General features: G+C 46.0%; 18 protein-coding genes. All 18 read right to left on the bottom strand.

Annotation, left to right across the window (positions count from 1 at the left end; translation table 11 throughout):
- Positions 1-4: 4 nt before the first annotated feature.
- Positions 5-3904, bottom strand: coding sequence for a DNA-directed RNA polymerase subunit beta (gene rpoB / locus RYL27_RS04280; protein WP_308579130.1), 3900 nt, complete (start codon positions 3902-3904; stop codon positions 5-7).
- 557 nt (positions 3905-4461) lie between these two features.
- Positions 4462-4968, bottom strand: a complete 507-nt coding sequence (locus tag RYL27_RS04275; RefSeq protein WP_007157580.1) for a hypothetical protein — start codon at positions 4966-4968, stop codon at positions 4462-4464.
- A gap of 62 nt (positions 4969-5030) precedes the next feature.
- Complete coding sequence (locus RYL27_RS04270) at positions 5031-5447, bottom strand: DUF1934 domain-containing protein (protein ID WP_314965478.1); 417 nt, start codon at positions 5445-5447, stop codon at positions 5031-5033.
- A 206-nt stretch (positions 5448-5653) separates the two neighbouring features.
- Positions 5654-6724 carry a D-alanine--D-alanine ligase family protein gene (locus RYL27_RS04265; RefSeq protein WP_314965476.1) on the bottom strand — a complete coding sequence of 357 codons (1071 nt, stop codon included), beginning with the start codon at positions 6722-6724 and terminating at the stop codon, positions 5654-5656.
- 102 nt (positions 6725-6826) lie between these two features.
- Positions 6827-7099 (bottom strand): preprotein translocase subunit YajC, encoded by a 273-nt coding sequence (gene yajC, locus RYL27_RS04260; RefSeq protein WP_156778158.1) that lies wholly within the window; start codon positions 7097-7099, stop codon positions 6827-6829.
- A gap of 44 nt (positions 7100-7143) precedes the next feature.
- Positions 7144-8316: a tRNA guanosine(34) transglycosylase Tgt gene (gene tgt, locus RYL27_RS04255; RefSeq protein ID WP_314329052.1), complete on the bottom strand. Its 1173-nt coding sequence runs from the start codon at positions 8314-8316 to the stop codon at positions 7144-7146.
- Between the two features lie 34 nt (positions 8317-8350).
- A complete protein-coding gene (secD, locus tag RYL27_RS04250; RefSeq protein WP_314965474.1) occupies positions 8351-10489 on the bottom strand; it encodes a protein translocase subunit SecD in 2139 nt (712 codons plus the stop codon).
- A gap of 269 nt (positions 10490-10758) precedes the next feature.
- Positions 10759-11253: a MarR family transcriptional regulator gene (locus RYL27_RS04245; protein WP_007157587.1), complete on the bottom strand. Its 495-nt coding sequence runs from the start codon at positions 11251-11253 to the stop codon at positions 10759-10761.
- A 301-nt stretch (positions 11254-11554) separates the two neighbouring features.
- Complete coding sequence (fabZ, locus tag RYL27_RS04240) at positions 11555-11983, bottom strand: 3-hydroxyacyl-ACP dehydratase FabZ (protein WP_314965472.1); 429 nt, start codon at positions 11981-11983, stop codon at positions 11555-11557.
- Positions 11984-12274: 291 nt separating this feature from the next.
- The gene (fabF, locus tag RYL27_RS04235; RefSeq protein WP_314965470.1) at positions 12275-13510 is read right to left on the bottom strand and encodes a beta-ketoacyl-ACP synthase II; all 1236 of its coding nucleotides are present in this window, start codon (positions 13508-13510) and stop codon (positions 12275-12277) included.
- Between the two features lie 130 nt (positions 13511-13640).
- On the bottom strand, positions 13641-14387 hold the full coding sequence (gene fabG, locus RYL27_RS04230) for a 3-oxoacyl-[acyl-carrier-protein] reductase (RefSeq protein ID WP_314965469.1): 747 nt from the start codon (positions 14385-14387) through the stop codon (positions 13641-13643).
- Between the two features lie 118 nt (positions 14388-14505).
- Complete coding sequence (gene fabD / locus RYL27_RS04225) at positions 14506-15444, bottom strand: ACP S-malonyltransferase (protein WP_314965467.1); 939 nt, start codon at positions 15442-15444, stop codon at positions 14506-14508.
- Positions 15445-15453: 9 nt separating this feature from the next.
- Entirely contained in the window at positions 15454-16371 is a 918-nt protein-coding gene (locus RYL27_RS04220; protein WP_314328993.1) for a nitronate monooxygenase, read from the bottom strand.
- 28 nt (positions 16372-16399) lie between these two features.
- Positions 16400-17431, bottom strand: a complete 1032-nt coding sequence (locus RYL27_RS04215) for a 3-oxoacyl-ACP synthase III family protein (RefSeq protein ID WP_331667034.1) — start codon at positions 17429-17431, stop codon at positions 16400-16402.
- 10 nt (positions 17432-17441) lie between these two features.
- On the bottom strand, positions 17442-18356 hold the full coding sequence (locus tag RYL27_RS04210) for an acetyl-CoA carboxylase carboxyltransferase subunit alpha (protein ID WP_314965465.1): 915 nt from the start codon (positions 18354-18356) through the stop codon (positions 17442-17444).
- Positions 18357-18495: 139 nt separating this feature from the next.
- On the bottom strand, positions 18496-19371 hold the full coding sequence (accD, locus tag RYL27_RS04205; protein ID WP_314345200.1) for an acetyl-CoA carboxylase, carboxyltransferase subunit beta: 876 nt from the start codon (positions 19369-19371) through the stop codon (positions 18496-18498).
- A 103-nt stretch (positions 19372-19474) separates the two neighbouring features.
- Positions 19475-19705 carry an acyl carrier protein gene (locus RYL27_RS04200; RefSeq protein ID WP_007157597.1) on the bottom strand — a complete coding sequence of 77 codons (231 nt, stop codon included), beginning with the start codon at positions 19703-19705 and terminating at the stop codon, positions 19475-19477.
- A gap of 374 nt (positions 19706-20079) precedes the next feature.
- Positions 20080-21035 (bottom strand): Na+/H+ antiporter NhaC family protein (locus RYL27_RS04195; protein ID WP_314965462.1); only part of this gene is annotated, 956 nt, incomplete at its 5' end.

Below are 21035 nucleotides of genomic sequence, written 5' to 3'. Positions count from 1 at the left end.
TCCTCTACTCGTTATCACCATCATCACCGAAGTCGGAAGCTAAGGAATAAAAATCATCCTGATCCAGCTCTTCTATAGAGTCATCCTCTTCTGCGCTCTCTTCATTTTCCTCGGCATCCACCAGCTCTCCATCCTGGAATTCCTGCTTGGTATAGCCGTAGGCTCCGAAGTTTTCCTGCTTATCCTGACGATAGTCACCGCCGGATAAGAGTCTGTGCATATCCTGATTTGCATCGTAAAGATCTTCTGTAATCTCTACCACCTGCTGATTCTCATCCAGCACTCTCATGTCCAGACACAGAGCCTGCATTTCCTTTAAAAGAACCTTAAAGGACTCAGGTACACCCGGGGCAGGAATGTTCTGTCCCTTAATGATGGCTTCGTAGGTCTTTACACGACCTGCCACATCATCGGACTTCATAGTAAGGATTTCCTGAAGGGTATAAGCAGCACCGTAAGCTTCCAGTGCCCAAACCTCCATCTCTCCGAAACGCTGTCCACCAAACTGGGCTTTACCTCCCAGAGGCTGCTGAGTAACCATGGAGTACGGACCGGTAGAACGGGCATGAATCTTATCATCTACCAGGTGGTGAAGTTTCAAATAGTGCATGAAGCCGATGGAAGTAGGACTGTCAAATTTCTCTCCGGTTCTTCCGTCTCTCAGCTGTACCTTTCCGTCAATACCGATAGGCACACCCTGCCATTCCTTACGGTGGTCAAGATGCTCGCCCAAGTAAGCATATACTTCCGGATCCAATTCTTCCTTATGCTTCTCGGAAAATTCTTCCCAGGAAAGATTTACATAATCATTTGCCAGTAAAAGGGTCTGCTGAATATCCACCTCGGTTGCACCGTCAAAGATCGGGGTAGAAACATCAATGCCCAGGGCCTTTGCCGCTAAGGAAAGATGTAACTCCAAGACCTGTCCGATATTCATACGGGAAGGAACACCCAAAGGATTCAATACGATATCCAGGGGACGACCGTTTGGCAGGTATGGCATATCCTCTACAGGAAGCACCCGGGAAACTACACCCTTGTTTCCGTGACGTCCCGCCATCTTATCTCCCACACCGATTTTTCTCTTCTGGGCGATATAGATACGAACGGACTGGGAAACTCCCGGAGCCAACTCGTCGGAATTCTCTCTGGTATAAACCATGGTGTTAATAACGGTTCCGTAAGCACCGTGAGGTACCTTTAAGGAGGTATCTCTTACTTCTCTTGCCTTCTCACCGAAGATGGCACGAAGCAAACGCTCCTCGGCGGTAAGCTCTGTCTCTCCCTTTGGCGTTACACGACCTACAAGAATATCTCCGGCACGAACCTCCGCACCGATACGGATAATTCCTCTTTCGTCCAGATTCTTTAAGGCATCATCACCTACACCGGGAACGTCGGAGGTAATTTCTTCAGGTCCTAACTTTGTATCTCTGGCCTCACACTCATACTCTTCAATATGAACGGAGGTGTAAACATCGTTTTGTACCAAACGCTCGGAAAGTAAAACCGCGTCCTCGTAGTTATAACCTTCCCAAGTCATAAATCCGATTAAGGGGTTCTTTCCTAAGGCAATCTCGCCGTCCTTTGTAGAAGGACCGTCTGCAATAACATCCCCTGCCTCTACCCTGTCATGGGTATTGACAATGGGCTTTTGGTTATAACAGTTACTGGGGTTACTACGCATAAACTTCATCAGCTTATACTCGTCAATTCCTCCGTCCTTATCTCTCTTAATCAAGATTCTTGCAGAGGAAGAAAGAGTAACCTCTCCACTGTTCTTCGCCACTACGCAGGCTCCGGAGTCTACCGCCGCCTTGCTGGACATACCGGTATCCACCACTGCAGATTCGGTAATCAAAAGTGGCACTGCCTGACGCTGCATGTTGGATCCCATCAGGGCACGGTTCGCGTCATCGTTTTGCAGGAAAGGAATCATGGAAGTCGCTACCGAGAATACCATCTTCGGGGATACGTCCATTAAATCAATACTGGTCTTGGGAAAAGCAGAAGTCTGATCCCGATATCTACCGGAAACGTTATCATGCTTAAAATGTCCTTCCTCATCCAGAGGCTCATTCGCCTGAGCAACCACGAACTGGTCTTCCTCGTCTGCGGCAAGATATACCGCCTGATTGGTAACCACCGGATTGGCCGGATCGGTCTTATCTACCACTAAGTAAGGCGCCTCGATAAAACCGTACTCATTGATTCTTGCATAAGAAGCCAAGGAGTTAATCAAACCGATGTTCGGTCCTTCAGGGGTCTCGATAGGACACATTCTTCCGTAGTGGGTATAGTGTACGTCCCGCACCTCGAAACCTGCACGATCTCTGGAAAGACCGCCGGGTCCCAATGCGGAAAGTCTCCTCTTATGGGTAAGTTCGGAAAGCGGGTTGTTCTGGTCCATGAACTGAGACAGCTGAGAGGAACCGAAGAATTCCTTTACCGCTGCCGTTACGGGCTTAATATTGATTAAGGATTGAGGAGTAATTTCATCAATATCCTGGGTGGACATTCTCTCTCTTACTACTCTTTCCATACGGGACAATCCGATACGATACTGGTTCTGTAAAAGCTCTCCAACGGCACGAATACGACGATTTCCCAAATGGTCAATATCGTCCACTGTGCCGATTTCTTCATCCAGATTCAGTAAATAGTTAATGGAAGCAAAAATATCTTCCTTAGTAATATGCTTTGGAATCAGGCTGTGGATGTTCTTACGAATCGCATCTCTCAGTGCGTCCTCTCCCTGTCCTTCCACGGAAGCTAAAAGCTCCTTTAAGGCAGGATAGAATACTAATTCATTGATGCCGCACTCCTCAGGATTGATGGAAGCGGGAATCCACTCCTTAATATCCACCTGCATGGAAGAAAGCACCTTCTCGGTTCTTGTAGGTCCATCAATCCAAACAAAGGGAACAGCGGCATTCTGAATCTGCTCTGCCAATTCCTGGCTAACGGTTGCACCTGCCTCAGCCAGCTGCTCTCCGGTCTCCGGTGCATAAACAGCCTCAGCCAATACATGCCCCTTGATTCTATTCTTAAAATGTAATTTCTTGTTGAACTTGTATCGTCCCACCTTGGCTAAATCATAGCGTCTTGGGTCAAAAAACATGGAATTCAATAGGGATTGGGCGGAGTCCACGGAAAGCGGTTCTCCCGGTCGAATTTTTTTGTATAACTCTAAGAGACCTTCCTGGTAATTTTCAGAAGGATCTTTGTCGATAGAAGCTAAGAGCTTTGGATCTTCTCCGAATAAATCAAGAATATCCTTGTTGGAACCTACGCCAAGCGCACGAATAAAGACAGTAACCGGTACCTTTCTGGTTCTGTCTACACGAACGAAGAATACGTCATTGGAGTCTGTTTCGTACTCAATCCAGGCACCACGATTTGGAATTACAGTACTGCTGTAAAGCTCCTTACCTACCTTATCATGGTCTACCCCATAATAAATTCCCGGAGAACGCACCAACTGAGAAACGATAACTCTTTCCGCACCGTTGATGACGAAGGAGCCGTTCTCTGTCATTAAAGGAAGGTCACCCATGAAGATTTCATGTTCATTGATTTCTTCCTTATCCTTATTAAAGAGGCGAACTTTAACCTTAAGGGGAGCTGCATAGGTTGCATCTCTTTCCTTACACTCTTCTATGCTGTACTTTGCCTCTTCCTTAGCCAGTTTGAAGTTCACAAACTCCAAGCTAAGATGTCCTGCAAAGTCCTGGATGGGAGAGATATCATCAAAGGCCTCCCTCAAGCCTTCATGCAAAAACCATTCATAGGAATCCTTTTGGATTTCAATGAGGTTTGGCATTTCCAGAACTTCTTTGCTCTGAGAGAAAGTCATTCTGAGATTCTTTCCGGTTTGCACCGGATGCATTTTGCTTTTTTTCATCGACCGTTCACCCCTAATATCCGAGATATATCTCATCTCTTTGCTAAGAATCCACAATAAAACTTGTCCCAACTTGCCTTTAGTATTATAATCTGCTTAAAACAACTCGGGAAACTCCTTTAATTTATGGATTAGTTGACGATACGTTCACTTTTCTTTGGCATTTTTCTTCCTTTGGACGAAAAATAGGCAGAGTTATCCCCCTACCGGCCAAATAAGCAAACTTCATACTACCATTCTTTACCTTTTTCTGTCAAGGAGAAATATGGCTCTTTACGCTTTTCAGCGAAACATTTCAAAAGAAAAAAAAGCTAGGTTTTATGAGAAAAACTATCTATTCTGTCTTTTTTTCTGTTGGAGCTTTTGGAACAGGGGCACGCTCTCGCTAACCTCGCCACGTAGTGGCACTAAGCGAAAAACTTCAGTCCCTTTGTTTTTCGCAAGTGCCAACGGGCTCAGATTACCCCTTATTCCAAAACTCTCCCCCAGAAAAAACGCAAAGTAAATTTTTTCTCATAAAACCCGGCTTTTTCTTATTTTCTACTTTTTTATATTCCTTACTTCTTTGCTTGTTGCTTCTTCACAGCGTCTTCCGCCTTCTTTCTTAAGTTGGCGAAAAATCCTTTTTTCTTCGGCGCCTCAGGTACCACTCCGCCTCGTACAGACTTGATAGAGCGAATATAGATTCCGGATACCGCACACTTTACTTCCTTCTTTACAGGAAGTACCTCATAAACATTGGGATCCGCCATAAGAGCTAATACCTTCGGTCCCACCTTTGCCTTAACAATGGGAAGCTTTGAAAAGCGAAGATAGAAGGGAAGCTCCTTCTCCACCTGCTCCGGCAAGCCTGCCGCAACAGCTGCCTTTACACTCAGCTTCTTCTTATCAATAATCAACATGGAAACTTCCATGGTGTTGGCTTCAATCATGGGTTGCTGTGCAGCCTGCTTTTCCTGCAAACGTCTTCCCATAAAATATAAAGCTATTAATACGATGAAAAGCAAAATCAAAATTACCAACAAAATCGAAATAATGCTTTGTGGAGCAATTGCCAGTACCATGAACACCTCATTTCCAAGTCTACAAATTATTGTGCTTATTTTTGCAAAGAAACGTTTACATTTTACTCCGAATAGGGCGAAATTGCAATGGAGAGTTCTGTCTCCGCCACCTTTTGCCCAAACTGAAAGAGTGTGTAATAGAGACGAATTTCTCCTTGTCCCCGAGAGAAGTCGACATTTCGAAAATCCACCTCTGCCGTATCAAATTCCAGGGGCAGAACGCCTACCTCCGTTTCATAGTCCACTTTCCAACGGACGCCTCCTTCATAGAGAAGTTTCTCCTCTTCCTTCCAATTTCGTATAATTTCCAGACGACCTTCCGTCGGATATAACTTCATGCTATGGTGTACTCCCTCTTGAAAATAACTGAGAAGAAACTGCTCTCCTCTTTGCATCAGTACACCGGAATGCTCCAGTACGAAGCTGTCCAAGTCCCCGTCATATTTTTGCCTGGTATGCATAGTCATTTTGACCTTCATCTTAATCTCTTACCTCAGTCACAGCTTTCTTTTTCCATAACTTTTCTTTACGACAATAAAGACAATATAATAGGGACCCTGCGTGCATAACAGAGCCCCTAGGAGAATGGAAATCAAACATTTAAAATCAAATTGATTGTGTACTTAGTATAGCACAATCTTGCAAAAAAGTTTAAAGTCCACGGAAATAATTATTTATGAAATTCTTAAGGTCTATGAAAAGCACTCTCTACAAGTTTCTCTACCAGCTCTTCTATAGAATATCCCTTTTTCTTAAAAAGCATGGGATACATGGAAATAGAAGTGAAGCCCGGCATAGTATTGATTTCATTAAAAATCACCTCTTCCCCGGACAAGAAGAAATCCACTCTGGAGAGAGAGAAGCCGTCCACCGCTAAGAAGACCGTCTCAGCCGCCTTTCTGATTTTCTCTTCAATCTCCCCGGAGATATCCGGATGGAGTTCCGTCTTGGAATCCGGATTATTATATTTGGCGTCATAATCGTAGAACTCTGCTGCCGCAAGAATTTCTCCCACAGAGGAGCTTTCTACCTGCCCTTCTTTTCCGGAGAATACTGCACATTCCAGTTCTCTTCCTGTAATGCTTTCTTCCACCAAGACTCTTCTATCCACCGAAAGGGCATTTTCCACCGCCTTCTTTAAGGCCTCTCTATCCTTTGCCTTACTTACGCCGCAGGAAGAGCCTGCATTGGAAGGCTTTACAAACACCGGATAGGAAAGAGCAGCTTCCACCTTGGAAATAATCTTCTCCTGATTTTCCCACTGGCTTCGCACAAAGGAGATATACTTAGCCTGTCGAACGCCAATCTTTGCCAAATGCTTTTCCACCGCCATCTTAGTATAAACCTTATCCATAGAAATCGCAGAGGAAAGTACCCCGCAGCCCACATAGGGAATTCTGGCAATCTCCAAAAGTCCTTGAATGGTTCCGTCTTCTCCGTCCTTACCATGAAGCACCGGAAAGACTACATCAATTTTTTCCAAGTGACTTTCTCCATTTTTCCCCAGAAAAAGCACGGAAGAAAGCTTTGCGTCCGGAAGAATCATGGCTCTCTCTGCACTTTCCTTCCAGCTTCCGTCTTCAATGGCTTCTTCTTTCTCCACCGGAATCCATTCCCCGGATTTCGTAATACCGATACAAAGCACCTTGTACTTTTCTTGATTTACCGCCCTCTTAATCGTGAGCACAGAGCGACAAGAAACCTCATGTTCTGTAGACTGTCCCCCAAAAAGTAAAACCAGGGTCTTCCTCATCATTTTCCTTCTTTCTATTTTTGTAAAACATCTTATTCTTCCCAAACAGGAGAATAAGTATTTTGAAAGCTTAAAACAAAATCTGCTCTTCTCTCGATCAAAGCCTTAGTTGGAAGCCTTCTCAATCTGAACGATGGCTGTCTTCTGCATCGGAATACGACAGTTCTTGTTTCCGCCGAACTCTACGATTACCGTATCCTCGGTAAGGTCAATGATGACACCGTAAAACCCCGAACTGGTAAGAACCGTATCTCCCACAGCAAGGGAGCTCATCAAATCCTGCAGTTTTTTCTTTTCCTGCTGCTGAGGACGAACACCCAAAAAATAGAACATGGCAATAATCACTACCGCATAAATAATCCAACCTACTGCTCCCATTCCTGCCATAATGTATCTCCTTTTCTTCTGTCAAATCTTCTCCCTTAGGAGTTTTGTATTTTTAGTTTATATAAGGCTTCCGTCTTCCAGCTTTCCCAACGATTTTCCCGAATGGCGTTACGCATTTCCACCATCAGGCGATTGTAATAGGAAAGATTATGTAAAACGCAAAGCCGCATTCCCAGCATTTCCTTCGCCTTTAAAAGATGGCGGATATACGCTCTGGAATAGCCGCCGGTATAAGTTCCGTCCTCTTTTCGAATCCCTTTGCAAGCTGGGCAATCACAGCCCTCTTCAATGGGACGCATATCCTTTTCATAAGCCAGATTCCAAAGATTCAGCTTTCCGGTGGCATGATACACATGACCATGTCTTCCGTTTCTGCTGGGGAATACACAATCGAAAAAGTCAATTCCCCGATCCACAGCCTGAATCATATTTTCCGGAGTTCCTACCCCCATAAGGTAAGTAGGCTTATGCCGGGGCAAATGAGGAACCACCGCATCCAAAATCCGGTACATATCCTCATGGCTTTCTCCCACGGCCAGACCGCCAACTGCATAGCCTTCCAAATCCAGCTCCGTAATACGCTTGGCATGGTCGATACGAATATCTTCCAAAACCCCTCCCTGATTAATCCCAAAGAGAATCTGCTTAGGATTCAGGGTATCTTCCAAGCTGTTCAAACGATCCATCTCCGCCTGACAACGAAGAAGCCAACGGGTGGTTCTCTCCACGGAAGGAAGAATATAATCCCGCTCCGCCAAGGCCGGCGGACACTCGTCAAAGGCCATGGCAATGGTAGAGCCCAAGTTGGACTGAATCTGCATGGATTCCTCCGGTCCCATGAAAATCCTTCTTCCATCAATATGGGATCGGAATTCCACCCCTTCTTCCCGAATTTTTCTTCCGGTTTTGGCCAGACTGTAAACCTGAAAACCGCCGGAATCGGTAAGGATGGGCTTGTCCCAATTCATCATCCTGTGTAAGCCACCCAGCTCCCGGATAACCTTGTCTCCGGTTCGCACATGGAGATGATAGGTATTGGACAACTCCACCTGTGTATGCACCAGACGAAGATCATCCGTGGACACCCCGCCCTTGATGGCCGCCACAGTACCCACATTCATAAAGACCGGGGTTTCAATCACGCCATGGACCGTTTCCACATGGGCAGACTTGGCTCTTCCGCACTGCCCTTTGATTTCATATTTCATTTTGGCAGCTGCCATAGTCACCCCTTTTCCTTTACTATTTCTTGCTAAGCTGTTCCTTCTTTCTCTTGGAAAGAATCACAAAATCAAACCAAAGCGGCCCTGCGATACATACGGAAGACCAAGCGCCGGCTACAATACCCACCATCAAGGGCAGGGTGAAATCTCTAATGGAGCTTACTCCGAAGATGTAAAGCACAAATACGGAAATAAAGGTAGTCAGTGAGGTGTTGATTGAACGGGTTACCGTACTGGAAATCGCCTCATTTACCACATATTCCAATCCCTTCTTCTTGGTACCGTTGTGTAAATTCTCACGGATACGGTCAAAGATAACGATGGTAGCATTAATGGAATATCCTACGATGGTTAAGATGCAGGCAATAAAGTTTGAACCCACCGCCCAACGAAGTACCGCATAAAAAGTAACGGTAATCAATACGTCATGAGCCAAGGCCATTACGGAAGCGGATGCAAACTTAATGTCTCTGAATCGAATCCAGATATAAATCAACATACAGAAGATAGCAATCAGCAAAGCCCAAACCGCATCCTTCTTCATTTCTGTGGAAACCGCACCGGAAATGTTCTCGGTAACAATCTTATCCTCGGAAATGGAGAACTTCTCCTGAAGACTGTCATACAGCTTAGTTCGTTCCTCGGTGGTCATGGTTCTAGTCTTAATAATAACCTCATTGGTTCCCGCAACCTTAGCAGCCTGGGTGGAAGCATTTCCCCCGGTGGCCGCGGTAAACAGAGGAATCACCTCACTATCTATCTCCTTCATGGACATATCCTTATCGAAGGTAATTGTAGTGGAGGAACCTCCCTTAAAGTCCAGGTCATAGTTAAAGATATCTCCGGTATTTTTCTTATTCATTGCCAGGAAAATGAATCCCACAATAATTACTAAGGAAGAAATGCTGTAGGCAATTCTTCTGAAACCGATAAAGTTGATTACCTTGGTTTCCTTCTTAATACCGTAGAGCTTGGGGTTTGTCGCTCCCAAAGCGAAAAAAGCAGTTAATAATCCTCTGGTTACAAAAAGTGCAGTAATCAGAGAAATGATAATACCGATGGCCAAGGTGGTTGCAAAGCCCTTTACGGTTCCTGAACCACGGATATACAGCACTGCCGCCGCAATCAAAGTAGTGATGTTACCGTCCAAAATTGCAGACAAGGCCTTTTCAAATCCTGCCTTAATTGCCTTATCCACGGAATTTCCGGCACCGATTTCTTCTTTGATTCTAGTGAAGATAATAACGTTGGCGTCCACCGCCATACCGATGGATAGAATAATTCCGGCAATACCCGGCAAAGTCAGGGTAACTTCAAAGGCCTGCATCAGCACCATTTCCAGCCCCACATACATGAAAAGAGCCAAAGATGCCGCAAGACCGGGGATACGATAAACACAAAGCATGAAAAGCATAACCAACGCAATACCGATAGCCGCAGCCTTCAAAGAGGTGGAAATCGCTTCCGCACCCAAGGTAGCACCGATTACATTGGAACGAAGCTCTGTCAGGCTAACCGGTAAAGCACCGATACGAATGGTAGAAGCAATCTTCTGCGCCTGCTCATAGCTTTCGATGGGACTGATGCTGGCCTGTCCGCCGGTAATCGCTTCTTTAACGTTTGGAGAAGAAATGACTTCATTGTTATAGATAATGAAGATACGCTTTCCCACATTGTTCTTGGTGGCTTCCGCAAATTTTGCCGCACCTGCCTCTGTGAAATGCAGCTCAATCACATATTCACGATTGTTGTTCTGGTTGGTCATTCCCGCAGTAGCTGTTTTTACATCGTCACCGGTAAGAAGAACATTTCCATCCTCATCCGCAAACTGCAGGGTACCCGGCTCTCCAAGCTCTGCCAAAATTTCATTGGCATCGGTAGCTCCGGGAATATCAATATTGATACGATTCTTCCCTTCCTGATATACCTGTGCTTCTGTGGAATAGCTCTGAGCCTTCATTTGAAGCTTATACACCGTGTCACTCATCTGCTCGGCGGTAGGATTCTCTTCCACGGTTTGGTAGGTGATGGACACACCACCGTTCAGGTCCAAGCCCAGCTTAATGTTTTTTGCATTCAGGTAACCCAAAACGCAAAAAGCTATGGTCAGCAGGAGGATTCCTATAAGCCGTAGCACTGCATTTGATTTCTTGTTCATCTTCTACTTCCTTTACAATCGAATTTGGTGAAACGCTTTTCTCCTCCGGAAAAGGAAAAATGTTTCACCAGATTTCGCCCTTATCCCTGTTTTCTCCGAAGTTTTCCGGTTACTCCCATCGCTCGGGCATATACCGGTTTATATTATCATAGGCTCACCCTGCTCGCAAGAAAAAAGGCAATTCCTTTCCTGGAAATACGGGATTTTTTCAAAAAAATATCCCCAAGGCCTTCTTGGCCAAGGGGACTTTTTCTATTCTTCTGTTACTTTTACTCTTCCACTTCACCGATGCTGACGTGGTTTTCAAATCCTGTTTTGGTAAATTTCCTGGTATCCAGCTCAGGCATAAGCTCTGTGGTAATAATCTTTACCATCTCTTCAAACTTTGCCAAATCCTCCTTGCTGAAACGCTTCTTACAACGAGCTTCTACAGTCTTTACATAACTGTAGGAAACATTGTAATAATCCCAAAACTTCTTCGTGGGACGAAGGTGGAACTCTCTTCGATCATTTTCATCCTGAATTTTCTCGATGTAACCCTTCTGCACTAAGGCATTCACCTTATAGGCGGCATTAGGAGCGGAAATTCCCATCATAATGGCAAATTCCTGTACCGTCGGCTCTCCCAGAGCCTTGATACATTCAATGCTATAGCTTTCTACAGTGGTCAGACTGGCCTCTCTCTTTTCGAATTTCGCAAACACCTGCATATAAAAATAAATTCGAAACTTGTTGTACAACTCAATAATCGATTCACTAAACATAGCATTCTCTCTTCTTGAAATAAGTAGACTGTGACTTGTTAAACTTTAACAGAAAATCTTGTATTTGCCTATAGGGTATAAGGAATTTTTCTATAAAATTTCAAAACTTATTAATAAAATGATTTTATATAAGGGGTTTTAATGGTTATCTTCAAAACTCTGGTTACAGTAATGGATAATATATAGTACGCATTCTGTGGTACAGCCTTCTCTTCGGGCACGCTTCCGCTAACTTCGCCGGCACTGTGGGAAAAACATATTCACTTTTTACAACTTCTTTTCCTCAGTAGTGCATAAAGCCCTACTGCACAGCGAAAGTCAGCTCCGCCTTCACTACGGTCTTTCCATCCACCTTGGCTTCCGCCTCTCCTATTCCTACAGGGCCCTTTCGATTCACAACCCGACAACTAAGCTCCAACACGTCTCCGGGACGAACCTGCTGCTTGAACTTGCAATTTTTAATTCCGCCAAAGAGAGCAATTTTTCCTTTATTTTCCGGAAGAGCCAAAAGCGCCACCGCTCCGGTCTGGGCCAGAGCTTCCACAATCAAAACCCCCGGCATTACAGGATAGGAAGGAAAATGTCCCTGAAAGAAGGGTTCGTTGATTGTAACGCTTTTCTTTGCCACCGCAAATTCTCCCGCTTCATAGTCTTGAATTTCATCAATCAGCAAAAAAGGATAACGATGAGGAATAATGGCTTTGATTTCTTCAATGTTTAACTTAGGCATATTGACCTCCTCTAAAAAAATTCCACCGGCAGTTTCCCCGCCGATGGAGTAGGTATTGAAGATGGAACTGTAAAAAATCAGCTTTTCTGTCTGTATCGCATTTAAAATTCGGGCACGCTCCCGCTAGCTTCGCCCTGCAGCAGTACTAAGCTTCAAGCTTCGCTACACTCGCTTTCAGCAAGTACCGGCGGGCTCAGACTACCCGTATTTTAAAGCGATACAGCAGAAAAGCCATTTCAAGTTATTTTAGAAGTTCCATCTTACTATTCGCTTACTGCATTGTCGGGGAAACTACTCTGCTTTTCCGAAAACCAGAGTGGCATTATGACCGCCAAAACCTAAGGAATTGGAAAGGCTGTAATGCAGTTCCTGCTTTCTTCCCTGATTTGGCACATAGTCCAGATCCAGCTCTTCATCCTTTACCTGATAATTCATGGTAGCCGGGACAAAGCCGTCCTTTAAGGCCAAAACCGAAAAGATGGCTTCCACAGCTCCTGCGCCACCCAAAAGATGGCCGGTCATGGACTTGGTGGAGGATACGGGGATAGAATAGGCTCTCTCTCCAAAAACCGTCTTGATAGCGGCGGTTTCACCCTTATCATTTAAATTGGTAGAGGTGCCATGGGCATTGATGTAATCAATCTTTTCAGGAGTAAGATTGGCATCTTTTAACGCAAGCTTCATGCAATCCGCCCCCCCTTCTCCGTTTGGCGCAGGGGAGGTAATATGGAAGGCATCACAGTTTGCACCATAGCCCAGCACTTCTCCGTAAATCTTTGCCCCTCTCTTCAGAGCATGCTCTCTTTCCTCCAGCACCAAAATGCCTGCCCCCTCTCCCATCACGAAGCCGGAACGCTCCTTATCGAAGGGGATGGAGCCTCTGCTGACTACGGAAGCAGGAGAAAGAGCCTTCATACTAGAAAATCCGCCGATTCCCAGTTCGGAAATGGTGGCCTCGGTTCCTCCGCAAACCATAGCAGTTTCGTAACCGTCTCTGATTCTATGGAAGGCATCTCCGATGGCATTGGAGCCGCCTGCACAAGCAGTTACCGGGCAAATGCACATTCCCTTTAAATGATGGCGAATGGCAATTTCCGCCGCCGCCATATTGGAAATGGACATGGGGATGAAGAAAGGATTTACACGCTCAAAGCCCTTGGAAGCACCACGAGTATGCTCTGCTTCAATGGTTTGTAAGCCGCCGATTCCGCTGGAAACGATACAGCCGATTTCTTCCTCGGGAAGAGTTCCTACGATACCGCTATCCTTTACCGCCTCTTCTGCTGCCCACATGGCAAACTGGGTAAAGCGGGACATATGCTTTAGATCTCTTTTATCAAAAACGGTCTCCGGATGAAAATCCTTTACTTCTCCGGCTAAATGAATGCTGAAGTCTTCTGCCGGAAAGGCGGTAATGGGACCAATGCCCACCTTTCCCTCCTGAATTCCCTGCCAGCTTTCCGCAACGGAATTTCCGGTGGGGTTCACTGTTCCTAATCCGGTAATTACAACGCGTCTTCTCTCCATAGTATTCTTATTCTCCATTTCCAATCAAGATTGCACTCTGTTTTTACAAACTCTATTGTCGCTCTACATTGCCACTCTATAGTTTCTTTCTATATCGTAACTTTATATAGCTTCATTCTATATTTTCGTACTACATTCCCATTCCGCCATCTACCAGTAAAGTTTCTCCTGTAATATAGCGAGATTCTTTTTTTGCAAAAAAAGCTACCGCATTTGCCACATCTTCCCCGGTTCCGAAAGCCTTCATAGGAATGTTCCGTAACATTTCTTCCTTCACCGCCTCCGGCAGTCCTGCAGTCATTTTCGTATCAATAAAGCCGGGACAAACCACATTTACCGTTACATTCCGTCCTGCCAGCTCCTGGGCCAGACACTTGGACATGCCGATAAGTCCAGCCTTGGAAGCCGCATAATTGCTCTGTCCCACATTTCCGTGAACTCCCACAATGCTGGAAATCTGAATGATTCTACCGTAACGCTTTTTCATCATCAGCTTCCCTACGGCTTTGGAAAATAAGAAGGCTCCCCGAAGGTTGGCATCCAGTACTTCATCAAAGTCTTCCGAAGACATTTTTAGAAAAAGATTATCTCTTGTGATACCGGCATTGTTCACTAAAACTTCAATTTCGGAAAAACGGGCAACGGCCTCCGCCACAATTCTTTCCACATCCTCTTCCTTCTTAATATCTCCCTGGCAAAGGAGGGTTTCCACGGAAGGATAAGCCTTATGAATTTCTTCCTCTACAGCCCTGGCTGCCCCTTCATTTCCGGCATAGTGGAGCACCACATTTCTTCCCTCTGCAGCCATTTTCAAGGCAATAGCACTGCCGATGCCTCCGCTGGCACCTGTAACCAGACAAGTCTCTCTTTCCGCCATCTTCCGTCCTTTCTATCCATTACGCCTTGTACATTCAAAGGATAGTCCTTTCTATTGTTCCCTCTTTACTCTTGTTGAAAGGCTTATCCCTTTTTTCTTTGCTTTCCAGAGCCGGAATCTAAGCTTTTTTACTCTCTAAAAACGCTTCCAGCTCTTCCTTATTTTCCAAGCTTACTACTTCAAAATCTTCGATGCCCATATCCTTGGCAGTCTTCTTTAAGAAGCCGGAAATGGTCTTTCCCGGGCCGATTTCCACAAAGTTTCTCACCCCAAGCTCCAGAAGTCTTCTAAGATCCTCTTCCATACGCACCGGCTTTTGTACCTGTTCCACCAAAAGCTCCGGAACGCTTGGATCTCCTTCCTGTCTTTCTCTTCCTAAGAAGTTGTGAAGCACAGGGCAGGTTCCCTCTTGGAAAGTAATCCCCTTAAAATACTCCCGCAGTGCTTCTCCCGCACTTTTCATAAAAGAGGTATGGAAGGGGCCGGAAACCTTTAAAGGAATCGCCTTCTTGGCGCCTGCTTCCAAAGCCAGTTTGGATGCCTCTTCCACAGCCTTCTTTTCTCCGCCGATAACAATCTGTCCCGGGCAGTTTAAGTTACAAAGGCTCACAGCACCCCCAACTTCCTTACAAACCTTGTCCAAGGCTTCCTCGGACATCCCAAGGATGGCCGCCATGGAGGATTCGATTCCCTTGGAGGCTTCTTCCATTTTCTTACCACGGAAGGCTACCATTTCCACCGCAGTCTTTGCGGAAAATACGGAAGCCGCTTCCAGTGCGGAGTATTCTCCCAGGGAAAGTCCTAAAGCATAGTCCGGCTTGATTCCATTTTCCCGTAAAACCGCAGTCATACCGCAGGCAAATGCCACAAGAGCCGGCTGAGTATAACGGGTTTCATTGATTTTCCCTTCAGGATCCTCGAAGGAGAGCGTCTTTACATCAAAGTCCAGCTCCGCCTCGTCATAGGCCTTTCGAAAGGCAGGGAACGCTTCATATAAGTCCTTTCCCATTCCCTTAACCTGACTTCCCTGTCCTGCATATAAAAATGCTGTCTTCATCTTTCCTCCTTATGAAATCCCGGGAATTCCCCGGCAAATATCCGCTAAAATCTCCGCCACCGGACGAATCTTAGTAACCTGTCCGCAGGTCTGTCCTGCCATGAGGGAACCGGTTTTGGTATCTCCGTCAAAAACCGCCCTGCGAAGGGAGCCCAGAGTGAACTTTTCCAGTTCCATCTTATCCGCTCCGGCCTTTTCCTGGCTTAAGTATTCCCTACTCATCTGGTTCTTTAATACTCGCACAGGCACACCGGCAATTCTTCCGGTTACGATGGTGTCGGATCCGGAGGCCTTCAGCACCGCCTCCTTATAATTTTCATGGATGGGACATTCCTCCGCCGCCAAAAGAGCGGTACCGATTTGGGCGCCGCAGGCTCCTAAAGTAAGCACTGCCTGCATTTGCCGATTGTCCGCAACACCTCCTGCTGCAATCACCGGAATGGAAACCGCATCCACGGTCTGAGGCACCAAGGTCATGGTGGTCATTTCTCCGATATGGCCTCCGGACTCACAGCCCTCCGCAATTACCGCATCCGCTCCCAGCTTTTCCAGTCTTTTCGCCAAGATGGGAGCCGGCACCACAGGAATCACCTTGATTCCCGCCGCCTTAAAGGCTTCCATGTAAATGCCGGGATTTCCGGCTCCGGTGGTTACTACCGGTACCTTTTCCTCAATGCAGATTTCCACCATCTTATCGGTTTCCGGATTCATCAGCATAAGATTCACCCCAAAGGGCTTGTCGGTTCTTTCCCGAAGGATGTGGATTTCCTTCCGAAGACCCTCTGCCTCTCGAATGCCTCCTGTTCCAATCAAGCCCAGGGCTCCTGCGTCGGAGCAAGCCGCCGCAAAGGCTCCTGTAGCAATATTGGCCATTCCTCCCTGAATAATGGGGTAACGAATTCCTAAAATCTCCTGTAATCCGGTCATAATCTCTCCTTAATTTCCTTTACTTTCTCTACGCTTTTTCGTACTGAATTTCTGCGGAGGCATAGGTCAGCCCCGAGCCGAAGCCCACCAAAACCAGCTTGTCTCCGGAATGTAAAAGACCCTTTTCCTGCATATCCTTTAAAGCCATGGGGATGGAGGCTCCGGAGGTATTTCCGAAATACTCCATATTTTCAAAAAACTTCTTGGGATCCGCCTTCATGTGTCGCACCACATTTCGAATGATTCTGGAATTGGCCTGATGACATACCACATGCTGCACAGTTTCCAAACTGTCTCCGGTCTTTTCCAAGACCTTCTCGATGCAATGGGGAACAATGTCAATGGCAAAGAGGAAAACCCCCTTTCCATCCATTACCAGGTGGTCCAGCTTTTCGTGCTTTCCTGCACTGACTCCCTCTCCCAACTTCTCCTGATTCTCCGTGCCATCCTCATAAAAACCGTCAAAAGCTCCGGTGTAAATGCCGGGGGCCATAATGGAATAATCTCCCTTAGAGCCTAAGTAGGAAGCATAGAGAGCCTTGGCATCTCTTTTCACCACCGCCGCTCCTGCTCCGTCCCCGAAAATGACGGAAGTGGTTCTGTCCTCGATTTTCAAAAGTCTGGAAAGCTGTTCCGTTCCCACCACCAGGGCATAGTCCTTGTTGGTGGAGAGTAAAAGTCCTCTGGCCACCTCCAGCCCGTAAACAAAACCGCTGCAGGCCGCATTCAAATCCAATACGGGAACATCTTCTTTGGTGCCCAATTCCTTTGCCAGGATAGCCGCAAGGCTTGGAGTAGAGAAGTCCGGAGACATGGTAGCCACCACAATCACGCCGATATCCTCTCCCTTTAGTCCCGCATCCGCCACAGCCTCCTTAGCCGCTTTAAGTGCTAAGGTTCCCGCACTCTCATCCTTTTCGCAAAAACGTCTTTCGTGGATACCTGTTCTGGGAAAAATCCATTCGTCACTGGTGTCCACCAGCTTCGCCAGGTCATCATTGTGTACCCTCTTACTTGGGATAGCCGATCCAAGGCCAAGTATCTTTAGTCCTTCCATCATTCCTCTTTTCCTAAATGTTTCTGAACTTAGAGAGTCTGTCCTTACGGATTTCATGACGACTCATGCCTTCGTAGTATGCTAAAGCCTTCTCCAAGATCTGATCCAACGCCTTGTAAAGACTTTCCGGGTCATCCTGGGCGCCTCCCAAGGACTCCGGCACAACCTCATCCGCCACATTGGCTTCCTTTAAATCCTTTGCGGTAAGCTTCATAACCTTTGCCGCTTCAGCCGCACGGGAGCTATCCTTCCATAAAATGGTTGCAAAGCCCTCCGGACTTAAAACGGAGTAAATTGCATTTTCCAGCATTAAAATCTTATTGGCTACGCAAATTCCCAAAGCACCGCCGGAGCTTCCTTCTCCCGTTACCACCGCAATTACCGGCACATGGAGAGAGCTCATAAAAGCAAGGTTTTTCGCAATGGCCTCACCCTGTCCGTGCTGCTCCGCCTCTAAACCGGGGTAAGCTCCCGGAGTATCTACAAAGGTAATAATCGGTCTGTCAAATTTCTCCGCCTGCTCCATCAGTCTTTTTGCCTTACGATAGCCTTCCGGACAGGTCATTCCGAAGTTGCAGGAAAGATTTTCTTCCACAGTTCTTCCCTTTCTGTGACCCAGCACCGTTACAGGACGTCCGTGAAAACGGGCAATTCCTCCGTAAATGGAGCGATCCTCATCATAAAGATGGTCTCCCTTTTGCTCAAAAAAGTCTGTAAAAAGGGCGGAAACGAAGTCCTCCACATGGGGACGGCGGGGGTGTCTTGCCAAGAATACCCGATCTCCCGGCTCCAAATCCTTACAGCTGTCTAAAAGCTTCTTCTTTTCCTCTTGTAAAACTTTGATTTCCTCGGTTTTTTCTTCTTCCGAAAGAAGAGCCTGAATTTTCTCTTCTAAGGCGTCTGTCTTTTCCAATACTTCCTTAATCATCTATATTCCTCCTTGATTCCTGATTCCGACAATTTTGTTTTCCCTCTTTCTTTTTCTTGGTCTGAAATCTTTCTATCCGACCTCTCCGCTCCGTAACGTTTCTTTACTGTGCAACGGAAGCTTTTTCTATGAAAATGTCTTAGGCCTTCTGGTGTAATTTCAAAAGCTGAATCAAGGTTTCTCTCATATCTTTTCTTTCCACAATCTTATCTACGAAGCCGTGGCTTTCCAGATATTCACTCTTCTGGAAGCCCTTGGGAAGCTTACTGTTAATGGTCTGCTCAATAACTCTGGGGCCGGCAAAACCGATGAGGGCTCCGGGCTCTGCCAGGGTAATATCTCCTAAGGTGGCAAAACTTGCGGTTACGCCTCCTGTGGTGGGGTGAGTCAGGTAGCTGATAAAAAGTCCTCCATGCTCGGAGAAAAGCTCCACTGCCGCAGAGGTCTTCGCCATTTGCATCAGGCTGTAGATTCCCTCCTGCATTCTGGCTCCTCCTGAAGCAGAGAAAATAATCAAGGGGCATTGCTCCTTATCCGCCACTTCAATTCCTCTGGTTACCTTCTCTCCTACCGCCTGGGACATGGAGCCCATGAAGAAACGGCTGTCCAGCACCAATACCACCACAGGAATTCCTCCGATTTTTCCCTTGGAAGAAATCACCGCCTCCTTCAGGCCGGTTTTTTTCGCCTGGCTGTCCGCCTTCTCTCTATACTCCGGGAAGTCCAAAGGATCCTTTACCGCCATATCCTGATCCAGCTCCTGGAAGGTTCCCGGATCATAGAGCATTTTTAAACGATAATAGGCTCCGATGGGACTGTAAGAACCGCAATGAGGGCAAATATAGTAATTTTCTTCCCAACGGGAACGAAGAGCTCTTCTTCCGCATTTTCTACAGCTGATAAAGGTTGCAGGCACCTTTAAGGGTGCAGCTCCGCTCATGGTATCTTTATTGGCTTTTTGCCGTAAGTCCCTGTCTTTCACCAGCTCTACCAGACTTTGAATGGGTGATTTCATATTTCCTCCTATGGTTCTTGACCTTTCCTTTAGAAACAATTCTTCTCTTTGAGAAAAGCGTCCCTAAGGACGCCTGTTTTTCTGTCTTTCTATCTTGATAAATTTACGCCTTTGCGTTATTTGCATAGTCTAAAATATCTTTTACGGTATGCATCTTTCCGATTTCTCCATCAGGAATGGAAACGCCCAGCTCATCCTCTAAAGCCATGTGCAGCTCCACTAAGGAAAGAGAATCCACCTCTAAATCCTTCTGCATATCTGCCTCTAAAGTTACCTTATCCTCATCACATGCCAAAGTATCTACAATGATTTCCTTTAATCTCTCGAATTCCATACTGAACTCCTTTCGCCTTTTAATAAAAATTATTTTAATTAAATTTTCGAAAGGAATATAACTGTAAATCATAAAATTGTCAATAGAATATTTTTTTAAGGGATATAGTTTAAAATATGCAAGAAGTGGTTTTGAAAACCACTTCTTGCCGGGGAAAGAGATTTCGAAAAGCAAAAATAGCTTCCCTGCCAAAGGCAGGGGAAGCGTATCTCCTATGAAAAAGGGGGCCGGAGGAGAATACATTCTCATCCGCCCCCTTTTCCCATAGGAGAAGGGAGCTGTGAAATGCACAGCTCCCTATTTTTGCAATTTTATCTCTTTCCTTCCCTACTTCTTCAGAAAGGAAAGTCTTTTCTCATGCTTTGTTTTGCCTCTTAGGCTTTAACTCTGCTTCTGTTCTGACTTGTCTTAATCCATAGCAAAATACCAAATAATAACACCACACCAATCCCCAAGGGGAACCACGGTGTCTTTAAAAATCCTGCCAAAATATAACTAATCGAGGATACCCCGGCCACCAAAAGGGCGTAGGGTAACTGGGTTTGCACGTGGTTGATATGAACGCTTTGGGCTCCGGCAGAGCTCATAATGGTAGTATCGGATATGGGAGAACAGTGGTCTCCGCAAACCGCTCCCGCCATGCAGGCGGACATGGAAAGAATCATCATGTTGGTATCCACATCCTGGAAAATGGCCACCACAATCGGAATCAAAATTCCGAAGGTTCCCCAGGAGGTTCCTGTAGCAAAAGCAAGGCCAATGGCAATCAGGAAAATAAATACCGGCAGGAAAGATAATGCGGAGCCTGCACTGCTCTTTACCATCACTGCCACAAATTCCTTCGCTCCCAAGCTATCCGTCATAGCCTTCAAAGACCATGCAAAGGTTAAAATCAAGATAGCCGGCACCATCTGCTTAAATCCCTCCGGCAGGCAGTCCATTCCTTCATTAAAGGAAAGGGCGTTTCTGCCAAAGTAATAAAACAAGGTCACTACCAAGGCACCAAAAGACCCAAGCACCAATCCTGTAGAAGCATCTGATTTGGAAAATGCCGTCACAAAGTCAGCACCATTGAAAAATCCTCCGGAATAAATCATGCCCACAACACAGAAAACAATCAACGAGAAAATCGGCACCAGCATATCCAGGATATGCCCTTTTCTTCCCTCTTCCTCAGTGGCTTCTCCATAGGGACGCTCCGCCGTAGTAAAAAGATCACCCCTGTCTACAGCATTTTCCTCATGAAGCTTCATCGGACCAAAATCCACATTAAGCAAAACCACATTATTCGTGTAGACTGGAAAGCGATAGAAAAAACAGTAAAAACTCG

The sequence above is a fragment of the Oribacterium sinus genome (assembly GCF_963537195.1).
Lineage (GTDB): Bacteria > Bacillota > Clostridia > Lachnospirales > Lachnospiraceae > Oribacterium > Oribacterium sinus_A.
Note: the sequence above shows the minus strand (reverse complement) of the source record. Positions and strands in the feature narration are given on the sequence as shown.

What these genes read in the sequence shown, in the direction of transcription:
- fabZ (WP_314965472.1), bottom strand. Translation starts at nt 11,983, where the DNA reads ATGCCTAAGTTAAACATTGAAGAAATCAAAGCCATTATTCCTCATCGT.
- fabF (WP_314965470.1), bottom strand. Translation starts at nt 13,510, where the DNA reads ATGGAGAGAAGACGCGTTGTAATTACCGGATTAGGAACAGTGAACCCC.
- RYL27_RS04200 (WP_007157597.1), bottom strand. Translation starts at nt 19,705, where the DNA reads ATGGAATTCGAGAGATTAAAGGAAATCATTGTAGATACTTTGGCATGT.
- RYL27_RS04215 (WP_331667034.1), bottom strand. Translation starts at nt 17,431, where the DNA reads ATGATGGAAGGACTAAAGATACTTGGCCTTGGATCGGCTATCCCAAGT.
- RYL27_RS04220 (WP_314328993.1), bottom strand. Translation starts at nt 16,371, where the DNA reads ATGACCGGATTACAGGAGATTTTAGGAATTCGTTACCCCATTATTCAG.
- accD (WP_314345200.1), bottom strand. Translation starts at nt 19,371, where the DNA reads ATGAAATCACCCATTCAAAGTCTGGTAGAGCTGGTGAAAGACAGGGAC.
- fabG (WP_314965469.1), bottom strand. Translation starts at nt 14,387, where the DNA reads ATGGCGGAAAGAGAGACTTGTCTGGTTACAGGTGCCAGCGGAGGCATC.
- RYL27_RS04265 (WP_314965476.1), bottom strand. Translation starts at nt 6,724, where the DNA reads ATGATGAGGAAGACCCTGGTTTTACTTTTTGGGGGACAGTCTACAGAA.
- fabD (WP_314965467.1), bottom strand. Translation starts at nt 15,444, where the DNA reads ATGAAGACAGCATTTTTATATGCAGGACAGGGAAGTCAGGTTAAGGGA.
- RYL27_RS04275 (WP_007157580.1), bottom strand. Translation starts at nt 4,968, where the DNA reads ATGGTACTGGCAATTGCTCCACAAAGCATTATTTCGATTTTGTTGGTA.
- RYL27_RS04210 (WP_314965465.1), bottom strand. Translation starts at nt 18,356, where the DNA reads ATGATTAAGGAAGTATTGGAAAAGACAGACGCCTTAGAAGAGAAAATT.
- secD (WP_314965474.1), bottom strand. Translation starts at nt 10,489, where the DNA reads ATGAACAAGAAATCAAATGCAGTGCTACGGCTTATAGGAATCCTCCTG.
- RYL27_RS04245 (WP_007157587.1), bottom strand. Translation starts at nt 11,253, where the DNA reads ATGTTTAGTGAATCGATTATTGAGTTGTACAACAAGTTTCGAATTTAT.
- RYL27_RS04270 (WP_314965478.1), bottom strand. Translation starts at nt 5,447, where the DNA reads ATGAAGGTCAAAATGACTATGCATACCAGGCAAAAATATGACGGGGAC.
- yajC (WP_156778158.1), bottom strand. Translation starts at nt 7,099, where the DNA reads ATGGGAGCAGTAGGTTGGATTATTTATGCGGTAGTGATTATTGCCATG.
- rpoB (WP_308579130.1), bottom strand. Translation starts at nt 3,904, where the DNA reads ATGAAAAAAAGCAAAATGCATCCGGTGCAAACCGGAAAGAATCTCAGA.
- tgt (WP_314329052.1), bottom strand. Translation starts at nt 8,316, where the DNA reads ATGAAATATGAAATCAAAGGGCAGTGCGGAAGAGCCAAGTCTGCCCAT.